General features: G+C 70.5%; 19 protein-coding genes. 14 read left to right on the forward strand and 5 right to left on the reverse strand.

The genetic code is table 11. The features are described from left to right. Positions 1–195 precede the first annotated feature (195 nt). On the forward strand, positions 196–987 hold the full coding sequence (locus ACX28W_RS30640; protein WP_459003025.1) for a SigE family RNA polymerase sigma factor: 792 nt from the start codon (positions 196–198) through the stop codon (positions 985–987). A gap of 168 nt (positions 988–1,155) precedes the next feature. Here the strand turns inward: ACX28W_RS30640 and ACX28W_RS30645 are convergent, their stop codons facing one another. Beyond that, entirely contained in the window at positions 1,156–1,794 is a 639-nt protein-coding gene (locus tag ACX28W_RS30645; RefSeq protein ID WP_459003026.1) for a uridine kinase family protein, read from the reverse strand. 242 nt (positions 1,795–2,036) lie between these two features. Here ACX28W_RS30645 and ACX28W_RS30650 point away from each other — a divergent pair, with 242 nt between their 5' ends. Beyond that, positions 2,037–2,447, forward strand: coding sequence for a hypothetical protein (locus tag ACX28W_RS30650; protein ID WP_459003027.1), 411 nt, complete (start codon positions 2,037–2,039; stop codon positions 2,445–2,447). 83 nt (positions 2,448–2,530) lie between these two features. Here ACX28W_RS30650 and ACX28W_RS30655 read toward each other — a convergent pair whose 3' ends face one another. The 3 genes from ACX28W_RS30655 to deoC are packed head-to-tail and all read right to left on the reverse strand — an operon-like array spanning position 2,531 to position 5,792. Further along, positions 2,531–3,415, reverse strand: a complete 885-nt coding sequence (locus ACX28W_RS30655; RefSeq protein ID WP_459003028.1) for an aldehyde dehydrogenase family protein — start codon at positions 3,413–3,415, stop codon at positions 2,531–2,533. Continuing rightward, entirely contained in the window at positions 3,408–4,838 is a 1,431-nt protein-coding gene (locus ACX28W_RS30660) for an aldehyde dehydrogenase family protein (protein WP_459003029.1), read from the reverse strand. The genes ACX28W_RS30655 and ACX28W_RS30660 overlap by 8 nt, the downstream gene beginning before the upstream one ends. Positions 4,839–4,844: 6 nt before the next feature. Continuing rightward, entirely contained in the window at positions 4,845–5,792 is a 948-nt protein-coding gene (deoC, locus tag ACX28W_RS30665) for a deoxyribose-phosphate aldolase (RefSeq protein WP_459003048.1), read from the reverse strand. Positions 5,793–6,314: 522 nt separating this feature from the next. Here deoC and ACX28W_RS30670 point away from each other — a divergent pair. From ACX28W_RS30670 to ACX28W_RS30725, 12 genes are all read left to right on the forward strand, one after another. Continuing rightward, complete coding sequence (locus ACX28W_RS30670; protein ID WP_459003030.1) at positions 6,315–6,956, forward strand: PH domain-containing protein; 642 nt, start codon at positions 6,315–6,317, stop codon at positions 6,954–6,956. Between the two features lie 169 nt (positions 6,957–7,125). Beyond that, entirely contained in the window at positions 7,126–8,763 is a 1,638-nt protein-coding gene (locus ACX28W_RS30675; RefSeq protein WP_459003031.1) for a hypothetical protein, read from the forward strand. A gap of 475 nt (positions 8,764–9,238) precedes the next feature. After that, positions 9,239–9,454 (forward strand): hypothetical protein, encoded by a 216-nt coding sequence (locus ACX28W_RS30680; RefSeq protein WP_459003033.1) that lies wholly within the window; start codon positions 9,239–9,241, stop codon positions 9,452–9,454. 97 nt (positions 9,455–9,551) lie between these two features. Further along, positions 9,552–10,601: a phosphate ABC transporter permease subunit PstC gene (gene pstC / locus ACX28W_RS30685; RefSeq protein WP_459003049.1), complete on the forward strand. Its 1,050-nt coding sequence runs from the start codon at positions 9,552–9,554 to the stop codon at positions 10,599–10,601. 118 nt (positions 10,602–10,719) lie between these two features. Further along, on the forward strand, positions 10,720–12,015 hold the full coding sequence (gene pstA / locus ACX28W_RS30690; RefSeq protein WP_459003034.1) for a phosphate ABC transporter permease PstA: 1,296 nt from the start codon (positions 10,720–10,722) through the stop codon (positions 12,013–12,015). Further along, positions 12,012–13,742: a phosphate ABC transporter substrate-binding protein PstS gene (pstS, locus tag ACX28W_RS30695; protein ID WP_459003035.1), complete on the forward strand. Its 1,731-nt coding sequence runs from the start codon at positions 12,012–12,014 to the stop codon at positions 13,740–13,742. The genes pstA and pstS overlap by 4 nt, the downstream gene beginning before the upstream one ends. Further along, the gene (locus ACX28W_RS30700; RefSeq protein ID WP_459003036.1) at positions 13,739–16,201 is read left to right on the forward strand and encodes a hypothetical protein; all 2,463 of its coding nucleotides are present in this window, start codon (positions 13,739–13,741) and stop codon (positions 16,199–16,201) included. The genes pstS and ACX28W_RS30700 overlap by 4 nt, the downstream gene beginning before the upstream one ends. Before the next feature lie 250 nt (positions 16,202–16,451). Next, a complete protein-coding gene (locus ACX28W_RS30705; protein ID WP_459003037.1) occupies positions 16,452–17,435 on the forward strand; it encodes a substrate-binding domain-containing protein in 984 nt (327 codons plus the stop codon). A 100-nt stretch (positions 17,436–17,535) separates the two neighbouring features. Beyond that, on the forward strand, positions 17,536–19,038 hold the full coding sequence (locus tag ACX28W_RS30710; RefSeq protein ID WP_459003038.1) for a hypothetical protein: 1,503 nt from the start codon (positions 17,536–17,538) through the stop codon (positions 19,036–19,038). Positions 19,039–19,136: 98 nt separating this feature from the next. Continuing rightward, positions 19,137–20,069 carry a sortase gene (locus ACX28W_RS30715; protein ID WP_459003039.1) on the forward strand — a complete coding sequence of 311 codons (933 nt, stop codon included), beginning with the start codon at positions 19,137–19,139 and terminating at the stop codon, positions 20,067–20,069. 63 nt (positions 20,070–20,132) lie between these two features. Then, positions 20,133–20,963, forward strand: coding sequence for a phosphate ABC transporter ATP-binding protein (locus ACX28W_RS30720; protein ID WP_459003040.1), 831 nt, complete (start codon positions 20,133–20,135; stop codon positions 20,961–20,963). A gap of 47 nt (positions 20,964–21,010) precedes the next feature. Beyond that, on the forward strand, positions 21,011–21,754 hold the full coding sequence (locus tag ACX28W_RS30725; protein ID WP_459003041.1) for a sortase family protein: 744 nt from the start codon (positions 21,011–21,013) through the stop codon (positions 21,752–21,754). Positions 21,755–21,964: 210 nt separating this feature from the next. Here ACX28W_RS30725 and ACX28W_RS30730 read toward each other — a convergent pair whose 3' ends face one another. Continuing rightward, positions 21,965–23,596: a phospho-sugar mutase gene (locus tag ACX28W_RS30730; RefSeq protein WP_459003042.1), complete on the reverse strand. Its 1,632-nt coding sequence runs from the start codon at positions 23,594–23,596 to the stop codon at positions 21,965–21,967. Between the last annotated feature and the right edge of the window lie 190 nt (positions 23,597–23,786).

Genomic DNA, 23,786 nt, shown 5'->3' on the forward strand with positions numbered 1-23,786 from the left:
CCTGGCGGTCGTCCGCGCAGTGCTACCGCGCTTCTCTGTGATCACGCTGTGACGCGCTTGCGGAGGGGCCCTGTGACAGGTCTGTGACAGTCGGCGGACACGGCCATGAAGTGGCCCGGGCAAGCTTTTCGACACAAGCAAGGAAGCACGACGGAACGCACCGAAGAACCGGGACTCCACGACGGGGGGCGCGAGATGAACACGCTGCACAGCACCAGCACCAGCGCTAGCGCAGTTGTCACGCGTCTGCACGATGTCACCCGGGGCACGGAGAAGTCCGGTGCCGTGAGCGGGCGGGGGTGCGCTCGCGGCACCGGGCGTCAGCACACCGGTTACATGACGGTGGTTGACGCTTTCACGGGGGAAAGCAACACGGGGGAAAGCAACACGGGGGAAAGCAACACCGGGGGGAAGGCTCACGGGGGAGCCGCGTACGGGGAGGGCACGGGGGAGCGTCGCTCGGTGTCGGAGGCGGAGTTCACCGCCTACGTCCAGGAGCGCCGCGCCTCCCTGTACGCAACCGCCTACCACCTGACCGGTGACCGCTTCGAGGCCGAGGACCTGCTGCAGAGCGCGCTGTTCTCGACGTACAGGGCCTGGGACCGGATCAGTGACAAGGCCGCGGTCGGGGGCTACCTCCGCCGCACCATGACCAATCTGCACATCAGCGCGTGGCGCCGCCGCAAGCTGAACGAGTACCCGACCGAGGAACTGCCGGAGACCGCCGGTGACACGGACGCGATGCGCGGCACCGAGCTGCGCGCCGTGCTGTGGCAGGCGCTCGCCCGGCTGCCCGAACTCCAGCGCACGATGCTGGTCCTTCGTTACTACGAGGGCCGCACGGACCCGGAGATCGCGGAGATCCTCGACATCAGTGTCGGCACGGTGAAGTCGAGCATCTGGCGGTCGCTGCGCCGGATGCGTGAGGACGAGGTCCTCAGCTTCGGCCGTGACGAGGAGGAGTCCTTCGGGGAGCTTGTCGCCTGAGGGTCTGGGGGGAACGGGGTCACGGGGGACCACGGGGGGAGCACCGGGGGGGAACGAGAAAAGGTCCGGGCGGACGGGGGGTCCGCCTGGGCCTCTTTTCGTTGTGCGGACGTTTCGTTGTGAGGGCGTTTTCGTTGTGCGGGCGCGGCCGGGAGCCGGCGGCCGTGGCTACACCGCGGTCGTGCGCGGCGTCGCGTGGCGTTCCGCGGCCGCCGCGGCCAGGCGGCCCAGGGCCTCGGCCTTGTCGCACGCGTGCGCGCCCAGCGCGGTCTGGCGCGCGACGATCGAGCGTTCGGCACGCATCAGGCGCCAGCCGCGGCGCAGCAGGAACGGCACCGATTTGCGGCCTTCCCGCAGATCCCGCAGGAAGCGGCGGCGGAACGTCGTGACGGGGCCGCGGCTCAGACACAGCGCGTCGGCCAGCACTCCCCGCTCGCGGCAGCGCTCGACGATCTCGGCGGCGAAGATGCCCTCCGCGATGAACAGCGGGGTCCGCTCGATGTGCAGCGCCTCCGCGCCGGTACGGGCGCTGAGGGAGATGTCGTACACGGGGACGGTCGTACGACCCGTGCGGCACAGCTCCTCGATCGCGGCGACCGCGGTGTCCGCGTCCCACGACTGCGGATGGTCCCAGTCGATGTCGGAACTGCCCGCCACCTGGGGCAGCGTCGGGTCGGTGCCCTCTTTGTAGAAGTCGTCGAGGCGGAGCACGGGAAGCCCGGAGTCGGCCGCGAGAAGGGACTTTCCAGAGCCGGAGGGGCCGCAGAGCAGCACCACGCGGGTGGGTATCGGGGGATGGGAACCCAATTCTCTGTACCTTCTGTGACTCGATGTCGCCTCGCCGTCCATCGGCAAGCCTCCGGACATTATCCCCTGCCCAAATCCCCCCGCCCATCCGTTGCCCTGAGGATTGTCCGGTCGACGTCCGCATGCCTGTTGACCCGTACGGGCGAATCCGCCGCCCGGACCGCCCGGAGGGGAAGCCGAGTAACTACCCTGCGTGCGGAATCAGTTGCTCTCCGCTCTCCGCTCTCCGAAAAGGAAACCCGATGGCGCGACACCCGGCCCCGCAGACCACCATGACTCGTACGACCGTGCGCATTGCCGCCGCGGCCGGTGTGGTCGCTGCCGGTGTGGCGGCCGCGGCCACACCGGCCGTCGCGAACACGGACCCCGCCGTGGACGTGATGCGCACCCGGCCCCATTCACTGGGCAACGTCGACCCGCAGGCGGGTCGGCAGGCGCCCACCGGCACGGTGGGGTATGTCACCGGTCCGATCGAGGGCCTCAAGCCCAACCCGCTCGCGGGCACCGGGGTCGACCCGCTCGACAACGGGGTGGACACTCAGCTCGCCGACTTCAAGCCCCTGTCGTCGCAGGCCCTGACGCGACCCCTGGCGCAGGCTCCGTCGGTGGGCAGCGTTCCGGTGCTGGGACAGGCGACGGGGCTCCTGCACTGACGGAACGAGAAGAGAGCCGCGCTTCCCCCGGACGGAGGGGATGCGCGGCTCTCTCGTTGACGGGGGCGCGAAAGCCCGAAACCTCAGTACGACGAGCCCGACGCGCCCAGTGCGCCCGTCGGGTGCCAGACCGTCTTCGTTTCCAGGAAGGCGGTCAGGCGCTCGATACCGGGAGTCGCGGAGTAATCCACAGGCTGTGGACGAAGAACTCGCTTCAGGTTGTCCGCCGCCGCGATCTCCAGTTCCTTCGCCAGTACGTCGTCCGCGCCCGCGAGGTCGATCGCGTTGACGTCCTGGTGGGCGGCCAGCGGGGCCGCGAGCTCCGCCGTCCTGCCGGAGAGGACGTTGACCACGCCGCCGGGGACGTCGGAGGTGGCCAGCACCTCGCCCAGCGAGAGCGCCGGGAGCGGGGACTTCTCGCTCGCGATCACGATGACCGTGTTGCCGGTCGCGATCACCGGGGCGATCACCGAGACCAGGCCCAGGAACGATGACTCCTGGGGGGCGAGGACGGCGACGACGCCCGTCGGCTCCGGGGAGGAGAGGTTGAAGTACGGGCCCGCCACCGGGTTGGCGCCGCCGACCACCTGGGCGATCTTGTCGGTCCAGCCCGCGTACCAGACCCAGCGGTCGATCGCCGCGTCGACGACGGTGGCCGCCTTCGACTTCGACAGGCCCTCCGCGTCCGCGACCTCGCGTACGAACTGCTCCTTGCGGCCCTCCAGCATCTCCGCGACGCGGTAGAGGACCTGGCCGCGGTTGTACGCCGTCGCGCCGGACCAGCCGCCGAACGCCTTGCGGGCGGCGACCACCGCGTCACGGGCGTCCTTTCGGGAGGAGAGGGGGGCGTTCGCCAGCCACTTGCCCTTAGGGTCCGTCACCTCGTACACCCGGCCGCTCTCCGAACGCGGGAACTTCCCGCCGACGTACAGCTTGTAGGTCTTGAAGACTGAGAGTCGATCAGACATCGAGGTACGCCTCCAGGCCGTGGCGGCCGCCCTCGCGGCCGAAGCCCGACTCCTTGTACCCGCCGAACGGCGAGGTCGGGTCGAACTTGTTGAACGTGTTGGACCAGATGACGCCCGCGCGCAGCTTGCTCGCGACGGCCAGGATCCGGGAGCCCTTCTCCGTCCAGATCCCCGCCGAGAGGCCATACTGGGAGTTGTTGGCCTTGGCGACGGCCTCGTCCGGGGTGCGGAAGGAGAGGACGGACAGCACCGGGCCGAAGATCTCGTCGCGGGCGATGGTGTGCGCCTGGGTGACGTTCGTGAAGAGCGTCGGGGCGAACCAGTAGCCGGAGGAGGGGAGTTCGCAGGCCGGGGACCAGCGCTCGGCGCCCTCCGCCTCGCCCTGCTCGGTGAGCGCGGTGATGCGTGCGAGCTGCTCGGCGGAGTTGATCGCGCCGATGTCCGTGTTCTTGTCGAGGGGGTCGCCGAGGCGGAGGGTCGACAGGCGCCGCTTGAGCGAGTCCAGGAGCTCGTCCTGGATCGACTCCTGTACGAGGAGGCGGCTGCCCGCGCAGCAGACCTGGCCCTGGTTGAAGAAGATACCGGTGACGATGCCCTCGACGGCCTGGTCGATGGGGGCGTCGTCGAAGACGATGTTCGCGCCCTTGCCGCCGAGTTCGAGGGTCAGCTTCTTGCGGCTGCCCGCGACGGTCCGCGCGATCTCCTTGCCGACGGCCGTCGATCCCGTGAAGGCGACCTTGTTGACGTCCGGGTGCGCGACGAGTGCGGCGCCCGTGTCGCCGTACCCCGGAAGGATGTTGACGACGCCCTTGGGGAGGCCCGCCTGGCGGCAGATGTCCGCGAAGAAGAGTGCGGAGAGGGGAGTCGTCTCGGCGGGCTTGAGCACGACCGTGTTGCCGGTCGCCAGCGCCGGGGCGATCTTCCACGCCAGCATCAGGAGGGGGAAGTTCCAGGGGATGACCTGGCCGGCGACGCCCAGCGGCTGCGGGTTGGCGCCGAAGCCCGCGTGGTCGAGCTTGTCGGCCCAGCCCGCGTAGTAGAAGAAGTGCGCGGCTACGAGGGGGAGGTCGGCGTCCCTCGTCTCCTTGATGGGCTTGCCGTTGTCGAGGGTCTCGAGGACGGCGAGCTCGCGGGAGCGCTCCTGGATGATCCGGGCGATACGGAACAGGTACTTGGCGCGCTCGGAGCCGGGCAGTGCCGACCACTTCTCGAAGGCCTTACGGGCAGCCTGCACGGCGCGGTCCACGTCCGCCGCGCCCGCCTGGGCGACTTCGGAGAGGACCTCTTCGGTGGAGGGGCTGATGGTCTTGAAGACCTTGCCGTCGGCGGCCTCGGTGAACTCGCCGTCGATGAACAGGCCGTACGACGGCGCGATGTCGACGACGGAACGGGATTCCGGTGCGGGTGCGTACTCAAAAGCCATGATGGATCAGTCCACCGTCACGTAGTCGGGGCCGGAGTAGCGGCCGGTGGCCAGCTTCTGACGCTGCATCAGCAGGTCGTTCAGGAGCGAGGACGCGCCGAAGCGGAACCAGTGGTTGTCCAGCCAGTCCTCGCCCGCGGTCTCGTTGACCAGGACCAGGAACTTGATGGCGTCCTTGGTGGTGCGGATGCCGCCGGCGGGCTTCACGCCGACCTGGATGCCGGTCTGGGCGCGGAAGTCACGGACGGCTTCCAGCATGAGGAGCGTGTTCGCGGGTGTCGCGTTGACGGCGACCTTGCCGGTGGAGGTCTTGATGAAGTCCGCCCCGGCCAGCATGCCGAGCCAGCTCGCGCGGCGAATGTTGTCGTACGTCGACAGCTCGCCGGTCTCGAAGATGACCTTGAGGCGGGCCTCGCCGGAGGCCTCCTTCACGGCGACGATCTCGTCGTACACCTTCATGTACTTGCCCGCGAGGAACGCTCCGCGGTCGATGACCATGTCGATCTCGTCGGCGCCCGCGGAGACCGCGTCGCGGACGTCGGCGAGCTTCACGTCGAGCGCGGCGCGGCCCGCGGGGAACGCGGTGGCGACGGAGGCGACCTTCACGCCCGAGCCGGCGACGGCCGCCTTCGCGGTGGCCACCATGTCGGGGTAGACGCAGACGGCCGCGGTCGTGGGTGCCGTGCGGTCCGTCGGGTCCGGGTGGACCGCCTTGGCGCCGAGCGCCCGGACCTTGCCCGGGGTGTCCGCGCCTTCCAGCGTCGTCAGGTCGACCATCGAAATCGCGAGGTCGATGGCGTACGCCTTCGCGGTGGTCTTGATGGAACGGGTGCCGAGCGAGGCGGCGCGCGCCTCCAGGCCGACCGCGTCTACGCCGGGGAGCCCGTGGAGGAAGCGGCGCAGCGTGCTGTCGGAGGCGGTTACGTCGCCGAGTGCGGGTGCAGTGGTGGGCATGGTCACCAGCCGAGCATATCTACGCGCGTAGCGGCTGTACACCCCTGGGGTGGGTGTGCGGGCCGAGGGTTTTCGCCCCCGCCGCCCCTACCCGTCCCATCCTTGGGGGCTCCGCCCCCAAACCCCCGCAAGGGGCGCTGCGCCCCCTGGACCCCCGCAAGGGGCGCTGCGCCCCCTGGACCCCCGCAAGGGGCGCTGCCGCCCCCTGGACCCCCGCAAGGGGCGCTGCCGCCCCCTGGACCCCCGCAAGGGGTGCTGCCGCCCCCTGGACCCCCGCCTTCGCCCGAAGGGCTCGTCCTCAAACGCCGGACGGGCTGGATAGCCCCGGCGGGGCTAAAAGGCCCCGTCGGGGCCGGGGACTCTCAGTGCCGGGCCGCGATCTTTTAGCCTGTCCGGCGTTTGAGGACGAGGCCGTTCAGGCCGAACGGGGGTCTGGGGGCGGAGCCCCCAGGTACGGATGGGACGGGTAGGGGCGGCGGGGGCGAGGGAACCGGCCGCGAGCCGTCGGGCAGAATCGGGGGCATGACGACCCCGGACCACCAGTCACCCGTGCCGGACGCCTCGCGACCCGAGTCGAAGGATCGGGTCTACCGCTCGCCCGCAGGCATCGCAGGCGGCGCACTGCTGCTCGCCCTCGCCGGCTGGCTCGGTATCGACGCGCTGATCTCGGGGCACGGCCGCACGCCGTGGGTGGCGCTCGCCACGCTGCTCCTCCTGGTGCCGTTGGTGGGCGCCTTCACCCTGCGCCCCGCCGTCTACGCGAACGAGGACCGGCTGCGCATCCGCAACCCGTTCCGCGTCATCGTGCTGCCCTGGAGCACGGTCGCCACGCTGCGGTCCAGTTACTCCAACGAGGTCGTCGACACCTCCGGCACGAAGTACCAGCTGTGGGCGATCCCCGTCTCGCTGCGGGCCCGCAAGCGCGCGGCCGGGCGGCAGGCCCGGGGGGCCAAGGCCAACAGCGGCGGGCGTACGCCCGCGGCGATGGCCGAGCCGTCGCGCGCTCAGAGCGACCAGATCATGGAGGACCTGCGCCGGCTGGCCGAGGCCCGGGGGGCCGCCGAGGGCGCGCAGGGCGAGGTCAGTGTGCGGTGGGCGTACGAGGTGATGGGGGCCGCGGTCGCCGGGGCGGTGCTGCTCGCGGTGCTGCTGGCGGTGGGCTGACCTGTCCCCCCGGGAACCTTCCTTGGAAACCGTGAACACCTTCGCGGAAAGTGTTCACGGTTTTTCTCTTACCTGTGCGGTGGCGGCGGCACCGCCGACCGGTTTCACAGCCTTCTCGGCTAAAGAGGGGTCACGCTCCACCGGCCCGAACGTCTGGGAATCAATGAACATGAATGGTGACGGGCCGCTGCGGCTGCTCGCGTCCGCGGTTCCCGACGGCACTCGTCCCTGGGACGGTGAGCGGGCGCGGCGCTGGACGGACGCCCTGCCACCGCGCTGGGTGCCGGTGGGGACGCGGGCGGGGTACAGCGCCGTGCTGAGTGGGCTCGCCCTGGCGGCCGCCTTCTTCGCGATGGTGCTCGCGGACGTGCGGCCCTTCCTCGCCGCGTTGGTTCCGCTCCAGGTGGTCTGGGTTCTGGTGCGGCCCGAGGTCGTACGGGTCTCGGCCCCCGCGCTGGTCGTCGTCCTGCTCGTGCAGCAGCCCGCGCTGCCGTGGGGGGTGACCGTGTCGGGGGTGGTGGTTCTCGTTGCCTCGGGGACGGTGGCCGTCGTACGACTGGCGGGTAGGGGGCGGCAGCGGGAGGCGGCCCTGCCGGCGGCCGACGGGGTGACGGCGCCGCTGCCCGACGCGGGCAAGCCGCTGGAGCGCGGGAAGTTCCTGCTCCCGCTCGGTCTCGTCCTGGCGGTGTTCGGGGTGATTCTGATGGCCACCACGCACCTCTGGGACCTGGCCGACGACCGGCAGGGCAACTGGATGGTCGGCTACTTCACGGTCGGGCTCGGCCTGACCTCGGCGCTCTCGGGATGGCTGGGGCGCCGACGGGCCGCTGTACTGCGGCGCGACGCCGCGCCGGTGCTGAGCGTGCTTGTCCGCGACGACGCGGGCGGGGACACGGAGGTCTTCGCCGCGGACGACCTGAAGGCGCGGCGGCCGCTGTTCACCGTCTCCCTGCGGGAGTTGGAGGAGAACGGCGGCGATGACGATGACGACGAGGACGAGGACGATCTGGGGGAGCTTCTCGACGCGCTCGATGTCGACTCTCCTGGGCCCCTGCGCGAGGCCGTTCTCTACGGAGTGCCCTATGACGGCGCCGAGGTCCTCGTCGTCAGCGCCGCCGAGGAAGCGGGTGAGCCGCCGGTCGTGGCGTGGTCGACGGGGCCGGTGCGGCCGTTGTCGGCGTGGGGAGTGCGGCGTCGTACGGCCGCGGAGCGGCGGGCCGTCGCCCGGGAGGCGCGGTACGAGGAGCGGCGCGGGGCGGCCGCGGCGGCGGTGGAGGTCACCGTCGTGCCCGTACGGCGCTGGCGGGCGGGTTGGGTGGACTGGCTCACCTGTGCCGTGCTGGTGGTGTGGGGGGCGTCGATCGCCCTCGACGACAGCGGCTCGTGGCGGTATCCGCTGGGTGTCGTGGTCGGCCTCGTCGGTGTGCTGTCGCTGCCCGGTATGGCCGCGTGGCGCGTCACCGCCGACAGCTCCGGGCTGTGGGTCAACGGCCTGCGCGGGTCCCGGCACGTCGAGTGGGACCACATACGGGTCGTCCGGTGCAAGGGAGCCGAATTGAAGGTGGACAGCCATCGTGCGAGCTTCGACGCATGGACGGTCCACGGCCCGCGATGGCCCTGGCTGGAGCGGAAGTTGAACCTGATCCACCCGTACGAGAAGACGGCGGCGGAGATCACCGCCATGTGGCAGGACCCTTCGCTGCGGCCGACGGGCGAGAGCGGTGAGCGGGAGCGCGGGCGTCCGCTGTGGCCGCTCGCCGTGGTGGGCACGGTGGCGTGGGCGGCGGTCGTGGTGCTGGCCCACTGACCCCTGGCCCACCGACCTGGCCCACTGACTCGCTGATCAGTTCGTGTGACCGCTGTGTGACCGGGTGCCGCATGGGGGCGCTTCCGTCCCTTTGTGGCAACGTTGTCCGACCCGTGCAGCGAGCGCTTTCTCCTTGGCTTTCCTAGGGGTTACCTAGGGGCTACTTCGACATGAAGCGTGTGCCCGGCCACCAGTTTCGTCTGTCGGCTGTCACTCCCGTCTCAGTAGATTACTGATGCCGTCCAGAGTGCCGTACCTGCGGGTTTACTCCTCAATGGGCGGCGGGGGTGGGGACATGGAGCAGTCCGGAAGGACGGCGAGACCCGCCGTCCCGGTGGCGGGTATGAGATGTCAGATCGACATAGACGGTGAGGGCCGGTTCGGCTGGCGATTAGTGGCGCCCAACGGCCGCTCGGTCGCTGTCTCCGTCATGTCGCAGGACACGCACGCGCGATGTCGCGCTGCCTTCACCGGGATGTGCACACGTCACGCCGACACCGGCGGCGGCATCCAGCACAGCACCGAGGGCGGCGGTTGGGTGTGGGTGCTCTGGGACGCGTCGGGCCGTCACGTCGCGGCGTCGGCGCGCACGTACGAACGACACGCCACGTGCCGTTCCTCGTACGAGCGCTTCCGGGCGATGCTGCCCGAACTGGGCACCATGGGGGCGGAGTTATGGGGTGAGGTCTGAGTGGCGTGACATGACGGAAGTTGCCCGCAGGGAACCCCTCGTTAACCCTTCGGGATGGGCATGTCAATGAGGCGGCATCAGCGTCGGGCGTGTGCCCATGCTGAAGAGACCGTCGCTGAAGAGACCGCTGCTCGGGAGACAGCCGCGGCCCGCGGTAGCCGCCGCGGCCGATGACGTACCCAGACAGCTGTACGCGGACTCCGGGATCCCGGACCGGGTCTTTCGTGCCGTCGCCCGGAGCGGTGGCGGCTTCGTGCTCGCCGTCATGCTCCTGGTCGGCGGCTTTCTGCTGTACCGGGCCTGGCAGGCGCTCGACCGGGCGGGCTGGTCCTTCCTGACGACGGCCGCGTGGGCGCCGGACCAGAACAACTTCGGCATCGCGGCCATCCTGCTCGGCACCGTCCTCATCGCACTCGTCGCGATCACGGTCGCCGTACCGCTGGCCACCGGCGCCGCGCTCTACATCTCCGAGTACGCGCCACCGCGACTGCGCCGCACCCTGATCAGCGTCGTCGACCTGATGGCGGCGGTCCCGTCCGTGGTGTACGGCCTGTGGGGGGTCTTCTTCCTCGAGGGCCATGTGCTCCCGACCGCCCGCTGGATCTCCGCCTACCTCGGCTGGATCCCGGTCTTCAAGGTCGACGGCGCGGACCCGCGCGACCCGCTCTCGCCCGAGACCGTCTACACCTCGTCCACGTTCATCGCGGGCCTGGTGGTCGGCATGATGGTCGCGCCGATCATCTGCTCGATCATGCGCGAGGTCTTCTCGCAGGCGCCGGCCGGTGAACGGGAGGGCGCGTACGCGCTCGGGGCGACCCGCTGGGGCATGATCCGCAGCGTCGTCCTCCCGTTCGGCAAGGGCGGCATGATCGGCGGCACCATGCTCGGGCTCGGCCGGGCGCTCGGCGAGACCATCGCCGTCTACATGGTCATCTCGCAGATCTTCGTCGTCCAGTGGCACGTCCTGCAGTCCGGCACGAGTTCGGTGTCGTCGCTGATCGCCCTGCGCTACGGCGAGGCCAGCGAGTTCGGCATGTCCGCCCTGATGGCCGCGGGCTTCGCCCTGTTCGTGATGACCCTGATCGTCAACTTCGCCGCCTCCTCGATCGTCGCCCGCAGCCGTTCCGGCGCGGCGAGTGACGCGTGAGAGCCGTGAGGTCCATGAGGACCGTGAGGGCTATGGGAGTCGTGGGGGCTATGGGAGTCGTGGGGGCCGCCATGACGTTCGTACGGCCGCTCGCGGCACGCAAGGAGGAAGCAGCAGCATGACCGTCGCGCCCGAAGCACCCGAGAGCCCCACGGCTCCCGGCAGACCCCGTACGACCCGGCCCGGACCCGCGCGCACCACCGACCCGGCGGGTGAGCGCCGTCGCGCGCTGACCCAGCTGCGGGCCTCCGACGTGTACGCCATGGTGGGCTCCGCCGCGGCGGCCCTCGCCCTGACCTGGCTGATGTTCGCGCGGCTGCTGCCGTTCAACGGCGCGGTCGGCTTCGTCGTCGTCGCCTACGTCCTGTTCCTGCTGCTGTACGCGCTGCTCGTCTCCTTCGACGAGGACGGGCCCGCGGTGGTCGACCGGATCGCGGCCGCGATGGTCAGGACCATGGGCGTGCTGCTGGTCACCATTCTGGTGTTCGTCGTGGTGTACACGCTGTGGGAGGGCCGCAGAGCCCTGCCACACCTCAACTTCTTCACCCAGGACATGAAACTCGCGGGTCCGCTGGAGCCGCTGAGCGTCGGCGGCATCCTGCACGCCATCACCGGCACGCTGATCCAGATCACCATCGCGCTGGTCATCACCGTGCCGACGGGACTGGTGTGCGCGGTGTTCCTCAACGAGGTGCCGGGCCGCTTCGCCCGCCTGGTGCGCACCATCGTCGAGGCGATGACGGCGTTGCCGTCGATCGTCGCGGGCCTGTTCATCTACGCGACCGTGATCCTCACCATCGGCCTGGAGCGCTCGGGGTTCGCCGCCGCGCTCGCGCTGTCGGTGATGATGCTGCCGATCATCATCCGCGCCGCCGACGTCGTCATCCGCCTGGTGCCCGGCACGCTGCGCGAGGCCGCGTACGCGATGGGCACCTCGCGCTGGCGCACCGTCTGGCACGTGGTGCTGCCCACCGCGCGCTCCGGACTGACCACCGCCGTCATCCTCGGCACGGCCCGCGGGGTCGGCGAGACCTCGCCGGTGCTGCTCACCGCGGGGATGACGGCCGAGATGAACCTCGATCCGACCGCGGGCCCGATGGTCTCGCTGCCGCTGGCCACCTTCGAGTTCGTCAAGTCGCCCGAACCCACCATGATCGCGCGCGGCTTCGGTACCGCCGCCACGCTGATGGCGCTGGTGCTGCTGCTCTTCGTGGCGGCCCGGATCGCCGGCGGGCGCGGCCCTGGCCAGTTGACGCACCGTCAGGAACACCGCCGGGTCACCGCGTCGCGACGTGACGCGCGTCGCTTCGAGACCCGCACACAGGCCCGTACGCAGGCCCGTACGCAGGCCCGTACGCAGGCCCCCACACAGTCCGGCACCCAGACCCGTACGCAACCGAGGAGTTCGTCGTGAGACCCGCAACCGCCTTCCGACTGGGGGCGACGGTGCTGGCGCTGCTGTGCGCGCTGGTCGCCGTCCATCCGCCCGACGCCCAGGCGGCGTCGTACGCGAAGATCACCGGCTCCGGCTCGACCTGGAGCTCCAACGCGCTCGACCAGTGGCGGCGCAACATCTCCGCCAACCTCGGCATGACGGTCAACTTCACCGCCAACGGCTCCTCGCAGGGTCGTGAGCAGTTCAAGAACGGCACCGTCGACTTCGCGGTCTCCGAGATTCCGTACGGCCTCACGGAGCAGGGCGTCACCGACGCGCCGCCGCCCCGGGGGTACGCGTACATGCCGATCGTGGCCGGCGGTACGGCGTTCATGTACAACCTCAAGATCAGCGGCAAGAAGGTCACCAACCTGCGTCTGTCCGGCCCGGTGCTGGCCAAGATCTTCACCGGCGCGATCACCCAGTGGAACGCGGCCGAGATCAAGGCCGACAACCCCGGCCTGAACCTCCCGGCCCGCCGTATCGTCCCGGTCGTCCGCTCCGACGGCTCCGGTACGACCGCGCAGTTCACCACGTGGCTCGCCAAGGAGCAGGGCTCGATCTGGAACGACTACTGCGGCCGCACCGGGCGCGGCAGCAACTGCGGCATGACCTCGTACTACCCGGTGCTGCCCGGTTCCTCCATGATCGCCAAGTCGAGCTCGCTGGGTGTGTCCGGCTTCGTCAGGCAGCCGCAGGCCGAGGGGTCGATCACGTACGTCGAGTACTCGTACGCCATCAAGACCGGTTTCCCGGTGGCCAAGGTGCTCAACAAGTCGAACTACTACGTGGAGCCGACCGCGTCCAGCGTGGCGGTCGCCCTGACCGGCGCGCAGATCAACAACGACAAGAACTCGTCGAACTACCTGACCCAGATCCTCGACGGCGTGTACCGCAACAACGACCGCCGTACGTATCCGCTGTCCAGCTACAGCTACATGATCCTGCCGACCTCGATCGGTGGCGACAAGAACCCGATGACGGAGGCGAAGGGCAACTCGCTCGGCACCTTCGCCCGTTACTTCCTGTGCGACGGGCAGCAGCAGGCCGAGGAGCTGGGCTACTCGCCGCTGCCGAAGAACCTGGTCCAGGCGGGCTTCGACCAGGTCCGCCGGGTGCCCGGCGCCCCCACGTCGTCCATCGACATCAACGACTGCCGCAACCCCACCTTCTCCGGCGGCGTCAACACCCTGATCAAGAGCGCGCCCTACCCCAAGGACTGCGACAAGAAGGGCTCCACGCAGTGCACCACCGGCACGGCGGGCGCCCAGCAGGAGACCCCGGTGAAGCCGTCGGCGAACGGCGGGTCCACGTCCACGGGCGGGGGCACCGGGGCGGGTGCCGCCGCCGGCGGTGGCACGGGGTCGGGGAGTTCGTCCGGTACGAACGGTACGGGCGGTACCGGCTCCTCCGCCGACACCACCGACACCGACGGTGACGGCACGCCCGACGCGCAGAGCGCCGCGGGCGGTACGACCGGCGGGGCCATCGACCCCGACACCGGTGAGGTCCTCGGCGACGGGGCCGCGACCGGGGACACGTCCGTGGCGGCCAACCCGGTGAACATCGCGTACGGCTCGTCGTTCGGGCTGCGCGGGGCGCTGATGGCGTTGTCCGCGCTGCTGTTGGTGGGCGTGGTGGTCGGACCTCCGGTCGCGGCACGTGCGCTCGCTGGGCGGGCTCGCCGCAAGGGAGGTGCGGCATGAGGTTCGTGCTTCGTGGACGCCGGCGGGTTGTGGCCGGTGTCGGGGCGTTGTTCGCCGCGTTGGTGCTGGGGGTTGTGCCCCTGCCTCAGGGGGAGGCGCAGGCCGCGGTCGCCGATGACTCGGCGGTGACCAAGAGCGGGTCGAAGGGGGAGTACGACGACTTCTCCGATCTGAAGGTGACGGTTCACCAGACGAAGAATCTGCGGGGGCAGGGGGTTCAGGTCACCTGGTCGGGCGGGAAGCCCGGCGACGGGAGGCATGTGAACTTCCTGCAGATCATGCAGTGCTGGGGTGACGACCCGGACAAGGGGCCGGACCGGACCCAGTGCGAGTTCGGGTCGGAGCCCGGAGGAAGCACGTTCTTCGAGGGGCTACGCGAATTCGTTCCGGGCGCGGACCCGTCGGAGCCGGCGGGCGAGGACCCGACCGCGGTCACCTGGGCCCCCTTCCGGCCCGTGGAAGGAGCCGCGACCACCTCTCCCCGCGACCACACCTACTTCGGTCCCGAGGACACCAACTCCATGTCCTGGATCCCCAACGACACCAGTGGGGGAGGCGAGGCGGTCTTCGAGATGAAGTCCTCGCGGGAGTCGCCGCATCTGGGCTGTGGTGCGCGCACCACAGCGACCGGGGCGATACGGCCCTGTTGGCTGGTCGTCGTTCCGCGCGGCGAGCACGACCCCGACGGCAGCCGGCCCAGCGACGGTCAGCTGCGCACCTCTGCGCTGAGCCGGTCGAACTGGAACCTCCGGCTGGACTTCCGCCTGGACTTCCTTCCCGTCGGTGACGACTGCACCGCGGACAAGGCGGAACGCCGCGTGATCGGCTCGGAGTTGGTGACCGACGCGATCACCTCATGGCAGTCCAAGCTCTGCGAAGGCAACAGCAACCGCTTCACCTTCACACAGAGCGGAGAGGACTACGCCAGGTTGCAGATCACCAACCCGGGAACCTCCTCGCCCGGCCTCGCCTTCACTGTCGACCCGGTCGAAACACCGGACGGTGCGGCCCCCGTGGTGCACGCGCCCGTCGCGCTCAGCGGGCTGGCCGTGGGCTTCTTCTGGGAGATCCCGTCACGCGGCGGCCGAATGAAGAACGTCAAACTGAACCCCAGGCTGCTCGCCAAAATACTGACCGAGTCCTATGTGCGAGACGTACGCATGATGAACTCGTCGAGTATGACGGTGCCCGAGCACTTGGCGGGAAATCCCCAGTCCATCACCGCGGACCCGGAATTCCTTGCTCTCAATCCGGAATTCGAGGGCGTCAACATTTCCGACGCACCGCTTCCCATCATGCTGACGTCGGACAACTCCGACGTGAACCGAATGGTGTGGAACTACCTTCAGTCGGACGTCGATGCCAGGAATTTCCTGAAGGGAGCGACCGACCGCTGGGGCATGAAGGTGAACCCCTATTTCAAGGAACTGGACCTGGCGACGGACACCACCCGGACCGACTTCCCCAAGGCCGATCCGACCACGACCGACGTGTCGACCAGCCTCGGGACGGTGTCCTACGGCGTCCTGGACCTCGGGCCCTACGTACAGGACATGCACACCGGAGCACTCAAGACTCGGCGTGGCAATACGAGCGGCGCCTTCCTGGCGAGTGGTGACACTCCGCCGAAGCTGGTCGGGGTGACAGAGCCTGCCGGGCAGCGCAAGGCCTACGGCGTCACCGACGCCGCCTCGGCCTCCCGCTACCAGCTCGACGTGGCGGCGCTGGAGAACGCCGACGGCGAATACATCAAACCGACCAACGACTCGCTGCTCAAGGCCGCAGCCCTGATGCCCGCCTCGTCCGTGGCCGACGTGAAGGCGCCCGCCCCCGCCAAGGCGAAGGACGGCGCCTACCCGCTGACCGCGCCCGTCTACGCGGCGGCCTCCCTCGACCAGGCCAAGGACGCCCGCCAGGACTACGCGCGGCTGATCCGGTACGCGGCCGACGCGGGCCAGACGCAGGGCACCGCCCGAGGGGAGCTGCCCCCGGGCTACGCGCCACTGCCGACGGCCTGGCGGAACCAGGCGGAGCAGGCCGCCGACGAGTTGGAGCGCGGGGTCGCGTCGTCCACGGACCCGAGCACCACGCCGACCTCGGCGAATGAGGGATCGAGCGGTGGCTCGGGCGGTTCGGGCGGTTCCGGCGGTTCAGGCGCGGCTGCGGGTGCGGCCGGCGGCGGAACGTCGGCGGGCTCCGGCACCGACGGCGGTACGGACCCGACGGCGGGCGCCGATCCGGACGCCGCGGACACCTCGCAGCCGTCCGCCGCGCCGACCGACCCGGAGAAGCAGACCGTGGCGCAGTCGGGCGGGCTCACACCGTCGGAGGTGCTGGGCCTGATCCGGTGGGTGCTGCTCGGGGTTCTGGTGGCCGGCGGTGTCGCCGCTCTGGCGGGGCCCGTGCTGCTGAAGCTGTCCATGCGCAGGGCGGCCGCGGCCTCGGGAGACGCCGTGTGAATCAACCGGCTGGTGCAGGCGCTCCCCGGGGCGGTTTCCGTCCCGGGGAAAAGCGCTCCCCGGCGCCGAACTCCCTATGTGTCACCTTGGAAATGTGTTCTTAACTCAATGGGCGGCTGGATTTGGTGGTCGTAGTGATCCGGTGTGCGGAATTGTTTCCAGCGGTCGGCCGACGGGTCGGCGGCAACAAAATCCGGATTCTGCTTGACCGTCCATTCCTCGCAATCCGTTTTGACGGAGGAGAACAGTAGTGAACGTCAAGTCCCGTGCACGTATCGGTGCCGTTGTCAGCGTTGTTGCCCTCGGTGTCGGCGCCATGGCCGCTCCGGCTGTCGCCGACCCGGCGGACGGCAGCCACCGCGTGCTCGCCGGTGTCGGTTCCGACACCACCCAGGACGTCGCGAACGGTCTGGGTGATTCGGTGGACAGCGGTGCAACGATCGCCTCGTACGACGCCACCGGCTCCGCCACGATCCAGACGCGTGACAGCGGCTGCGTCATCAACCGCCCCAACGGCTCCTCCGCGGGCATCGACGCGCTGCGCAACGCCGTCGACAACACCACCGGTTGCCTGGACTTCGCCCGCTCCTCGCGGGTGCCGGCCGACAGCTCCACGACCGACCTGACGTGGATCCCGTTCGGCCGGGACGCGGTCACCATCGCGGTCCGCGAAGACAGCGATCTGAACGACCCCACCCCCCTGAACCTGCTCACGGCCGACATCGCCGCCATCTACCGGTGCGCCGCGGACCACCGCACGCTCAACGGCGTGACCCTCACGCCGAAGCTGCCGCAGGCCAACTCCGGCACCCGGACCTTCTTCCTCGGCCAGATCGGCGTCAGCGAGGCCCAGGTCGGTTCCTGCGTCGGCACCATGCAGGAGCACAACGGTGGGGAGCTGACGGGTGCGGGCGACATCGCGCCGTACTCCGTCGCGCAGTACATCGCCCAGACCAGCGGCGTGGTCAACGACCGTCACGGTGACACCGTCCTCGGCAACGTCAACGGTGTCGCCCCGATCGTCGGCGGGGCGCTCAACACCGCCTTCCCCTACGGCCGTGACGTCTACAACGTCGTCCCGACCTCGAAGCTGACCGACGCCACCATCGCGGCCACCTTCGTCAACACCTCCAGCACGACCTCCAAGGTCTGCGCCGACACGGCCACGATCGAGGCGTACGGCTTCGGCACGATCAGCAACTGCGGCACCACGACCCTCAAGGGCGAGCGCTGATCAGCACCACCGCGTAACCGCACGACGGCCGGGCGCCCAACGGGTGCCCGGCCCAGCGGCGTATCCACACACAACCGAAACCCTGTGGGGGGAACACCACATGAATCGCCAAGCACTACGGAGATCGCCGGCGGCACTGCTGATGTGCTGCGCGCTGCTGTTGGGTGCCCTGTCAGGGGTGCTCGCGTTGGCGGGCAAGGCTGAGGCGTTGACTCCGATCGGCAAGTTCACGATGCAGCCGACCTCGGGAAGTATCAAGGACGCGCCGTTCGCCACCTCCGTCACGACGGATGGCGCCTGCCCGGCAACCTCGAACCCGGACAAACCAATCCCCTCGGCCATGAACCTGTGGCTGGCCAAGCCGGGGAGCCCGGAGACCGTTCTTGTCAGCGCACGGCTCGCCACGACCTCTTCGGCCGACGGGATCTCCATCACGGGACCGTTCACGGTCTCGATGGCGGCTGTCACGGGGAACCCGAGCTTGGAGACCAAGCTGCGCGCCTACCTGCCGACCGGGTCGCTGGACGGGAAGTACATTCTGTACCTGGGCTGTGGTGGGGGAGTGACCGCCACTACCTCCGGGTTCGCGGCAACCATTCAAGTCTCGGGTGAAAACTGGTCCTTGGTCCAGGCGCAGCCGACCACCACCGTGTTGTCAGGACCCGCGAGCGCCGCCGTCAACAGTTCACTGAAGCTCACCGCCACCGTGGCCCCGGGCGCCGCGGGCAAGGTCTCCTTCGGATACAGCGACACCGCCGCCGGAACGCCTACGGAGCTCGGCACGGCGGACGTCGCGAACGGTACAGCGGAGTTCACCACCACGGCGGCTGCCACCTCCGGCACTCTCTACTACTTCGCCACCTTCACTCCGGCGGATCCGGACGCCTATCTCGGCTCCAAGAGCATCAAGAGCATCCAGATCACCGCGCCGAGCCAGTCCCCCACCACCTCCGCGTCCCCCACCACCTCCGTCACCCCGACCGACTCCGTCTCCCCGACCGATTCGGTCTCCCCCACCGACTCCGTCTCGCCCACCGAGCCCGCCGACCTCGACGTCACCGACGAGGACGGCAACACCCTCGATGCGAACCCCGACCTCGCCGCCGGCCAGAAGGTGAACATCACCGCCCGCGGCTACAGCGCCGACTCCACGGTCGACGTCACCCTCGCCGACAGTGAGGAGACCTTCGAGGACGCCACGGCCGACACCGACGGCACCGTCACGGACTACGAGTTCACCGTGCCCGAGGGCATCGCCGACGGCGACCACGTGCTGACCCTCGCCGAGGACAAGACCGACGGTCACAGCGTCGAGTTCGCGTTCACGACCGGCGTGGAGACCACCGACGAGCCGAGCCCGTCCACCAGCGACAGCGCGACCGACGGTGTCAGCGACTCCTCCGGCGGCGGCACCGGTGGAGACACCTCGGGCGGCGGCACCGGCGGCTCCGGCGGCACCGGATCCATGGCCGCCACCGGCGCCCAGGTCGGCGCCCTGAGCCTCGGTGGACTCGCCCTGGTGTGCGCGGGCGCGGCGCTCGTGACGCACGTACGCCGCAAGGGCCTGCTCACCTTCGGCGGAGACACCCCGAAGCACCTCTAGCCACAGCCCACGGCCGGGGGCGGGCCGCCGACCCCGCCCCCCGGCCGCGCACACACCCACCCGTATGCACACCCGTACGCCCGAGGAGCGCACCCACCGTGTCCGTGCTCGCCCCACCGCCCCCGGCCCCGCCCGCGGCCCAGGCACCTCCGTCCCCGCGGCCCGCCGAGCCGCGACCGCCGGCCCGGCCGGGGCTCGCGCTCGCCGGTGCCGCGCTGTGCGTGCTGGCCGCAGTCCTGCTCGGCTTCGCCTCCCATCTCACCCTCGCCGGGCATCTGCAGCACGCCCGTGACCAGCAGATCGCCTACGACGAACTGCGCGAGCAACTCGCCCTGGGCACCGCCCCGGTGGGCCAGCGCACCTTCGACGACAAGCCGCTCGCACTCGGCGCGCCGGTCGCCCTGCTGCGCATCCCGGCGCTGGGCCTGAAGGAGGTCGTCGCCGAGGGCACCACGTCCGAGGTACTGATGTCCGGCCCCGGCCACCGCCGCGACACCCCGTTGCCCGGACAGGCCGGCACCGCCGTCATCATGGGCCGCCAGTGGGGCTACGGCAGCCCCTTCGTCAAGCTGGACGACCTGCCCACCGGCAGCCGTGTCGAGATCACCACCGGCCAGGGCAGGGCCGTGTACGAGGTCACCGGCATCCGCCGGGCCGGCGACGAGATCCCCGCCGCGCTCACCGGCAGCCAGGGCCGGCTCACGCTCATCACCGCGACCGGCGGCCCGTACACCCCCTCCGGCATTCTGCGCGTCGACGCCAAGCTGCTCACCGACGTCCAGCCCAGCCCGCCCCGGCTGATCCGCAGCGGCTGGATCACCCCGGCGGAGGAGGCCCTCGGCGGCGACAGCGACGCCTGGCTGCCGGTGTTCCTGTGGTCGCAGGCGCTGTTCCTCGCCGCGCTGCTGACCGTGTGGACCCTTCGGAAGTGGGGCCGCTGGCAGACCTGGATCTGCGCGGTGCCGGTGCTGCTCTCCCTCGGGCTCGCGGTCTCCTCGGGCCTGACCCGACTGCTGCCCAACCTTCTCTGAGCGGCCCCTTCATCCCTTGATCCCTAGAACATCCTTGTACGTCACGGGAGTTGACCTCAAGCCATGTCTTCCGACCTCATCGACACCGTCGTCCAGCCGCCGGTCGTCCCCGGGCAGGGGCCCGCGACACTGCAGGCCGACGAGATCTCCGCCTGGTTCGCCGACCACAAGGTCCTCGACCGGGTCTCGCTCACCATGCCCGCCCGTCGCGTCACCGCGCTCATCGGGCCCTCCGGCTGCGGCAAGTCGACCTTCCTGCGCATCCTCAACCGCATGCACGAGCTGATCGGCTCGGCCTCGCTCGCGGGACGCGTACTGCTCGACGGTGACGACATCTACGACCGCGGCCGCCGTATCACCCACGCCCGCCGCTCGATCGGCATGGTCTTCCAGAAGCCGAACCCGTTCCCGGCGATGTCGCTCTACGACAACGTCCTGGCGGGCCTGAAGCTCAACGCCATCAAGACCAGCCGCGACGGCAAGGACGACCTGGTCGAGGAGTGCCTCACCAAGGCCGGCCTGTGGAAGGAGGTCAAGGACCGCCTCCGTCAGCCCGGCGGCGCCCTCTCCGGCGGACAGCAGCAACGCCTGTGCATCGCACGGTCGTTGGCGGTACGCCCCCGGGTGCTCCTCATGGACGAACCCTGCTCGGCGCTCGACCCGACCTCGACCCGCCGCATCGAGGAGACCATCGCCGACCTCAAGTCCGAGGTCACCATCGTGATCGTCACCCACAACATGCAGCAGGCCGCCCGCGTCTCCGACTCCTGCGCCTTCTTCCTGGCCTCGCACGGCACACCCGGGGTGATCGTCGAGCACGGCGACACGGACGCGATGTTCAACTCGCCGCAGGACGAGCGGACCGCGGACTACGTGAACGGGCGCTTCGGGTGACGGGACGGCAACCCGGGGGCAGGCGGCGCCGGCCGAGGGCGGCGCTGGTGGCGCCACTCGCCCTGGCCGCGCTGCTCACCGGGGGCGGTGCCGGGACCGGCACCGGGCAGTCCGCCGGGGACACCGCGGCCCGGGGCCGGGCCCCTACCGCCTCCGCCTCCGCCTCCGCGTCCGCCTCCGAGCCGTCCGCGGAGCGCAGCTCACCCGACTCCGTCGCGCCGTCCGGCCCTGCCGCGACGGTCACCCCGAAGCCGGACACCACGAGCGCCCCGGCCACCACCGGCGACAGCCGCGTACGAGGGCCGGATCTGTCCCAGCCCGCGCCCGCCACGTCTGCACGTGACTCGCGTGACTCTCCTACGAAAGCCCCCGCGACGCCCTCCGCGCCGAAAACCGGCACCGGATCCGGGGCGGCGGCCGGACGCACCGAGACCACGATCCGTATCGGCACCTGGTCCGCGCGGGTCGCCCGCGGTGGTCAGGACGAGGTGGACGCCTGCCGGGACGCGGTGCAGTGGACCGGGCCCGCGCTCGGCACCGAGAACGGCTACACCATGCGTACCGCCGTGCTCGTCGGCCACGACTACTGCGGCTTCGACCGGTTCGCGACCCTGCCCGTCGGCACGAAGGTCACCATCGCCACCCCGCGTGGCACCTGGGCCTACACGGTGTACGCCGGCTACGTGACCCCGGGGCGCGGCGCCCCGGCCGCCGGGCTCTACTGGGGCGATCTCACCCTGCAGTCGTGTGTGGGGCCGGACACGGGATTCAGCTACCTCATGAGGGACTGAGCCACCGTGCCCGGCCCCGTTCGGCATCCCGCCTGGTGTGAAGGGGGGCAGCGGGGCACCTGACGCCGATTGTGTTTCAGGGGGGACCGGAAACACATCCGGACAGCAGTTCTATGGTGGGGCGCGAGGTGCCGGGGCGGGCAGCCGGGGAGCATGCGACAGCCCAACTCCGTATGAATCGGCAGGCGGCGCCCGGGGGCGACGTCGGCGTCAGATGCCGGCCGCCGCCGACAGGTCCCGCTTGATCGCCGCCAGCAGCTCGGCGGCCTTCGCGTGGGCCGCGGCCGGTCCGGCGTGCGAGCCGACCGGGATGACGACCTCCAGGTAGCACTTCAGCTTCGGCTCCGTGCCGCTGGGGCGGACGATGACACGGGCGCCGTCCAGCGTGTAGCGCAGACCGTCCGTCGGCGGGAGCTTGTCCGTGCCCTTCGTCAGGTCCTCGGACCTGGTGATGGGCAGGCCCGCGAGGTGGGTCGGGGGCTGCTCGCGCAGGCGCCGCATCGCGTTCGCGATCAGCGAGAGGTCCTCCACGCGGACGGAGAGCTGGTCCGTGGCGTGCAGACCGTGCTCCACGGCGATGTCGTCGAGCAGGTCGAGGAGCGTGCGGCCCTGCTCCTTCAGCTCGGAGGCCAGCTCCGCGATGAGGAGCGCCGCCGTGATGCCGTCCTTGTCGCGTACGCCGTCGGGGTCGACGCAGTAACCGAGCGCCTCCTCGTAGCCGTACCGCAGGCCTTCCACGCGGGCGATCCACTTGAAGCCGGTCAGGGTCTCCTCGTACGGGACTCCCGCCTTCTCGGCGATCCGGCCGAGGAGGGAGGAGGAGACGATCGACTCGGCGAACGTGCCCCGCGCCCCGCGGCGGACCAGGTGGGTGGCCAGCAGCGCGCCCACCTCGTCGCCCCGGAGCATGCGCCAGTCGGCGCCGTCCTTGACGGCCGCGGCGCAGCGGTCGGCGTCCGGGTCGTTGGCGATGATCAGGTCCGGGTTCGTCTCGCGGGCCTTCGCGAAGGCGAGGTCCATCGCACCGGGCTCTTCCGGGTTCGGGAAGGCGACGGTGGGGAAGTCCGGGTCCGGGTCGGCCTGCTCGGCGACGAGCACGGGCTGCGGGAAGCCGGCGCGGGCGAAGGCGGCCAGCAGGGTTTCCGTGCCGACGCCGTGCATCGCCGTGTAGACCGTGCGGGCGGTGCGGGGGGAGTCCTGGGCGAGTACGGCGTCCGTGCGGGCCAGGTAGGCGTTCAGGACGCCCTCGTCGAGGGTTTCCCAGCCGTCGTCCGGGCGGGGGACGGTGGTGAGGCTCGTGATCGCGTCGATCTCCGCGGCGATCTCGGCATCGGCCGGGGGGACGATCTGGGAGCCGTCGCCGAGGTAGACCTTGTAGCCGTTGTCGCGGGGCGGGTTGTGGCTGGCGGTGACCTCCACGCCCGCGGCGGCGCCGAGGTGCCTGATGGCGTAGGCCAGGACGGGGGTGGGGAGGGGGCGGGGGAGTACGGCGGCCTTCAGGCCCGCGCCCGTCATCACCGCGGCCGTGTCGCGGGCGAAGTCGGCGGACTTGTGGCGGGCGTCGTAGCCGATGACGACGAGGCCGTCCGTCTCGCCCTTCTTCTTCAGGTACGCGGCCAGGCCGGCGGCGGCGCGGATGACCACCGCGCGGTTCATGCGCATCGGGCCCGCGCCGAGTTCGCCGCGCAGACCTGCGGTGCCGAACTGGAGGGTGCCACTGAAGCGTGCGGCGAGCTCGGTGACGTCCTTGGCGTCGATGAGCCTCGCGAGTTCCTCACGGGTGTCCGTGTCGGGGTCCTCGGCCAGCCACGCCTTGGCCCGTGCGATGAGTTCGTCCTGCACGTCGGGTGAACCTCTCTGGTTGGTGGTGGCTTGCGGTGTGTCCGGGGCTGGGGTGGGGGGTGTTTCGCCCCCGCCGCCCCTACCCGTCCCGTCCTTGGGGGCTCCGCCCCCAAACCCCCGCCAGGGGCGCTGCGCCCCCTGGACCCCCGCCAGGTATCCCAGCCCGTCCGGCGTTTGAGGACGAGGCCGT

It is taken from the genome of Streptomyces sp. SD15 (assembly GCF_054462255.1).